Raw genomic sequence first — 3712 nt, 5'->3', positions numbered from 1 at the left:
CGTGGCGTGGGCGGCGTGGCTCGCGGTGTCGGCCCGCCGCACCGGGCGCTTGTGAGTCTCCGGCCCTTCCCGGGGGTCCCCCGGCCGGGTCGGGTGCGGACGGCGCGGGGCGCGATCTGCACCACATCTCCCTGCTCAGGGGTGGTCTCGTGACCGAGTTCACCGGGTGCGGGCGACGCGGGCGCGGAGCGGATCGATAGGGTCGTGACCGTCCGGCAGCACGGTTTGCGTAACCACAGTGGCGTGTGTCGTCAGGAGACTGAAGTAGTGGACCTCTACGAGTATCAGGCGAAGGAACTCTTCGCCGCCCACGGTGTGCCGGTGTTCCCCGGCGAAGTGGTCGACGAGGCAGAACAGGCCCGCGGCGTCGCCGAGCGGATCGGCAACCAGGTCGTGGTGAAGGCCCAGGTGAAGACAGGCGGCCGGGGCAAGGCGGGCGGTGTCAAGCTCGCCACCGATCCGGCCGAGGCGGTGGAGAAGGCCCGGGCGATCCTCGGGCTCGACATCAAGGGACATGTGACGCGCCGGGTGCTGGTCACCGAGGCGTCCGAGATCTCCGAGGAGTACTACTTCTCGTTCCTGCTGGACCGGGCGAACCGCACGTTCCTGGCCATGGCCTCCGCCGAGGGCGGGGTGGAGATCGAGCAGCTGGCCGTCGAGCGGCCCGAGGCGCTGGCGCGGGTTCCGGTGGACCCGCTGGTCGGCGTGGACCTCGACGCCGCGCGGGACATCGTCACCCGGGCGAACTTCCCCGAGGCCGTGCGGGAGCGGGCCGCCGAGGTCGTGGTGAAGCTGTGGGAGACCTTCGTCGCCGAGGACGCGACGCTGGTCGAGGTGAACCCCCTGGTGCGGGACCCGAAGGACGAGGTCATCGCCCTGGACGGCAAGGTGACCCTGGACGAGAACGCCGCCTTCCGCCACCCGGCGCACGCGGAGCTCGTCGACGAGCAGGCCGAGGACCCGCTGGAGGCCAAGGCGAAGGCCAAGGACCTCAACTACGTCAAGCTGGACGGCCAGGTCGGCATCATCGGCAACGGTGCCGGGCTCGTCATGTCCACGCTGGACGTCGTCGCCTACGCCGGTGAGCGGCACGGCGACGTGAAGCCCGCGAACTTCCTCGACATCGGCGGCGGCGCGTCCGCCGACGTGATGGCCGCGGGGCTGGACGTCATCCTCGGCGACCCCGACGTGAAGAGCGTGTTCGTCAACGTCTTCGGCGGTATCACCGCCTGCGACGCGGTGGCCAACGGCATCGTCGAGGCGCTGAAGATGCTCGGCGACGAGGCGAGCAAGCCGCTGGTCGTGCGCCTCGACGGCAACAACGTCGAAGAGGGCCGGCGCATCCTCGCCGAGGCCGGGCACCCGTTGGTGACGCTGGTGGACACGATGGACAGCGCGGCCGACAAAGCCGCCGAACTCGCCGCGGCAGGTGCGTGAACAACATGTCGATTCTTCTGAACAGCGATTCCAAGGTCGTCGTCCAGGGCCTCACCGGCTCCGAGGGCACCAAGCACGCCACCAAGATGATCGCGGCGGGCACGAACATCGTCGGCGGGGTGAACGCCCGCAAGGCCGGGCAGACGGTCACCGTCGGCGGCAAGGACCTGAGCGTCTTCGGCAGCGTGTCCGAGGCGATGGAGGCCACCGGCGCCGACGTCAGCGTCATCTTCGTTCCGCCGAAGTTCGCCAAGGACGCCGTCATCGAGGCGGTCGACGCGGGGATCGGCCTCGCGGTCGTGATCACCGAGGGCATCCCGGTGCACGACTCGGCCGCGTTCTGGGCGCACGCCTGCGCCAAGGGCAACCGGACGCGGATCATCGGCCCGAACTGCCCGGGCATCATCTCGCCGGAACAGTCCAACGCGGGCATCATCCCGGCCGACATCACCCGCAGGGGCCGGATCGGGCTGGTGTCCAAGTCCGGCACGCTGACGTACCAGATGATGTACGAGCTGCGCGACATCGGCTTCTCCACCGCCATCGGCATCGGTGGTGACCCGGTCATCGGCACCACGCACATCGACGCGCTGGAGGCGTTCGAGGCGGACCCGGAGACCGACGTCATCGTGATGATCGGGGAGATCGGCGGGGACGCCGAGGAGCGCGCCGCCGAATACGTGAAAGCCAACGTGACCAAGCCGGTCGTCGGCTACGTCGCGGGCTTCACCGCCCCCGAGGGCAAGACGATGGGCCACGCGGGCGCGATCGTGTCCGGCTCGTCGGGCACCGCGCAGGCCAAGAAGGAGGCGCTGGAGGCCTCGGGCGTGAAGGTCGGCAAGACCCCGACCGAGACGGCCGAGCTGGCGCGGGAGCTGTACAAGGCGCGCTGAACGTGCAGGGGACGCCGGGCCGGACCCGGTGAGCGGTCGAGGGGCCGGGCTTCACGCGGAGCCCGGCCCTTCTGCTGTAGAAATGCGGTCGCACGCGAAACCCGACGGCGTGGTGCCGCGTCACACGATCGGACACGTCGTCGGACCGCACCGGTGACGCGGTTTTCCCGCGTGCCGACGAGCCCCGCAGACAGGAGAAACGGATGACCTTCCCAGGCGGCGCGCCGGGTGGATACCCGGGCCAGGCCCCCCAGCAGCCGCACCAGCCGCAGCAGTCCCGACAGCCGCAGCAGCCCTATCCGGGTCAGGCGCCCTCGTCCGGCGGTGGTGGCCTGAAGCTGTCCCTGCCGCAGCTGCTGTTGTTGGTCACCGCCGGGCTGGGCGCGCTGAACCTGTTCCTCGGGTTCACCTCGCTGGTGGAGGGCTCGAGCTTCTACCAGTCGCCGCTGTCCTGGGTCCCCGCGCTGCTGCTCGTCGCCGGGTTGACCGCGGTGCTGTCGCTGCTCCCCGGTGATCAGGAACCGGGGGTGTGGCCTGCGGTCTTCTCGGTCGGGGCCACCGTCCCGTTCCTGTTCGCGATCTTCCAACTGGACGGCGACCTCGCCGTCGGCGGGATCCTGGTGCTCGTCTTCGCGATCCTGCAGATGCTCGCCGCGGTGGCCGCCTACCTGTTCGACGTGGGCATCATCCCCGCGCCCACCCCGGGGGCCGGGCAGTCCGGCGGGCTGGGATTCGGTCCGCAGGCCGGTCCGGGGGGATTCGGCGGTCCGGGACAGCCCGGCGGGTACCCCGGCGCTGCCGGGCCGCAGTCCGGCCACCCCGGTTTCGGCCAGCCCGGCCAGTACCAGCCGGGTCAGCACCAGCCCGGCCAGCCCGGTCAGCCCGGTCAGCAGGGCGAGCAGTCGGGAGGTATCCCGCAGCCGACCGCGATCGCGCATCCGGTGCAGCCCTCCGGCCAGGGGGGTCAGCCTGCCCAGCAGCCCGGCCACCAGCAGGCCGGTCAGCCCGGTCAACCCGGTCAGCAGGGCATGCCAGGCCAGCAGGGGCAGCAGGGTCAGCAGCCGCAGGCCCAGGCGCCCACCCAGTACGCCGCGACGCAGGGCCAGTTCCTCGGCGGGCAGACACCCGACGCGGCCCCGCAGTGGAACGACAACCCGGGCGAGCAGCAGAACAGCTGAGTCGCCCACACCGCTCCGCCCCGGTCGGCGCCGCTGAGGGCGCTGAGGGGCGACCCTCCGGGTGACCCGCGTCGCAGCCGCCCCCGGGTGACGGCGTGGCGCGCACACGGTGCGTGGTCGCGGTGCGAGGGTGCGCGATATGAGCAGGCCCACCGCGCGGACACCCGGTCCCGGACGGGACGACGGGGACGGCGTGGCCACGAC

General features: G+C 71.4%; 3 protein-coding genes. All 3 read left to right on the top strand.

Annotation, left to right across the window (positions count from 1 at the left end):
• The first annotated feature begins 267 nt into the window (after positions 1 to 267).
• The 3 genes from sucC (at position 268) to ACTIR_RS0117165 (ending at position 3508) form a co-directional block, all read left to right on the top strand.
• The gene (gene sucC / locus ACTIR_RS0117175) at positions 268 to 1437 is read left to right on the top strand and encodes an ADP-forming succinate--CoA ligase subunit beta (protein ID WP_026455204.1); all 1170 of its coding nucleotides are present in this window, start codon (positions 268 to 270) and stop codon (positions 1435 to 1437) included.
• 5 nt (positions 1438 to 1442) lie between these two features.
• A complete protein-coding gene (sucD, locus tag ACTIR_RS0117170) occupies positions 1443 to 2330 on the top strand; it encodes a succinate--CoA ligase subunit alpha (protein WP_026455203.1) in 888 nt (295 codons plus the stop codon).
• 203 nt (positions 2331 to 2533) lie between these two features.
• On the top strand, positions 2534 to 3508 hold the full coding sequence (locus ACTIR_RS0117165) for a DUF5336 domain-containing protein (RefSeq protein ID WP_026455202.1): 975 nt from the start codon (positions 2534 to 2536) through the stop codon (positions 3506 to 3508).
• Positions 3509 to 3712: the final 204 nt, after the last annotated feature.

Source organism: Saccharomonospora iraqiensis subsp. iraqiensis, from assembly GCF_000430445.1.
In the GTDB taxonomy this organism is placed as follows: domain Bacteria; phylum Actinomycetota; class Actinomycetes; order Mycobacteriales; family Pseudonocardiaceae; genus Saccharomonospora; species Saccharomonospora iraqiensis.
Note: the sequence above shows the minus strand (reverse complement) of the source record. Positions and strands in the feature narration are given on the sequence as shown.

Excerpts from the sequence above, each read along its gene's own strand:
- sucD (WP_026455203.1), top strand. The coding sequence starts at position 1,443 with ATGTCGATTCTTCTGAACAGCGATTCCAAGGTCGTCGTCCAGGGCCTC.
- ACTIR_RS0117165 (WP_026455202.1), top strand. The coding sequence starts at position 2,534 with ATGACCTTCCCAGGCGGCGCGCCGGGTGGATACCCGGGCCAGGCCCCC.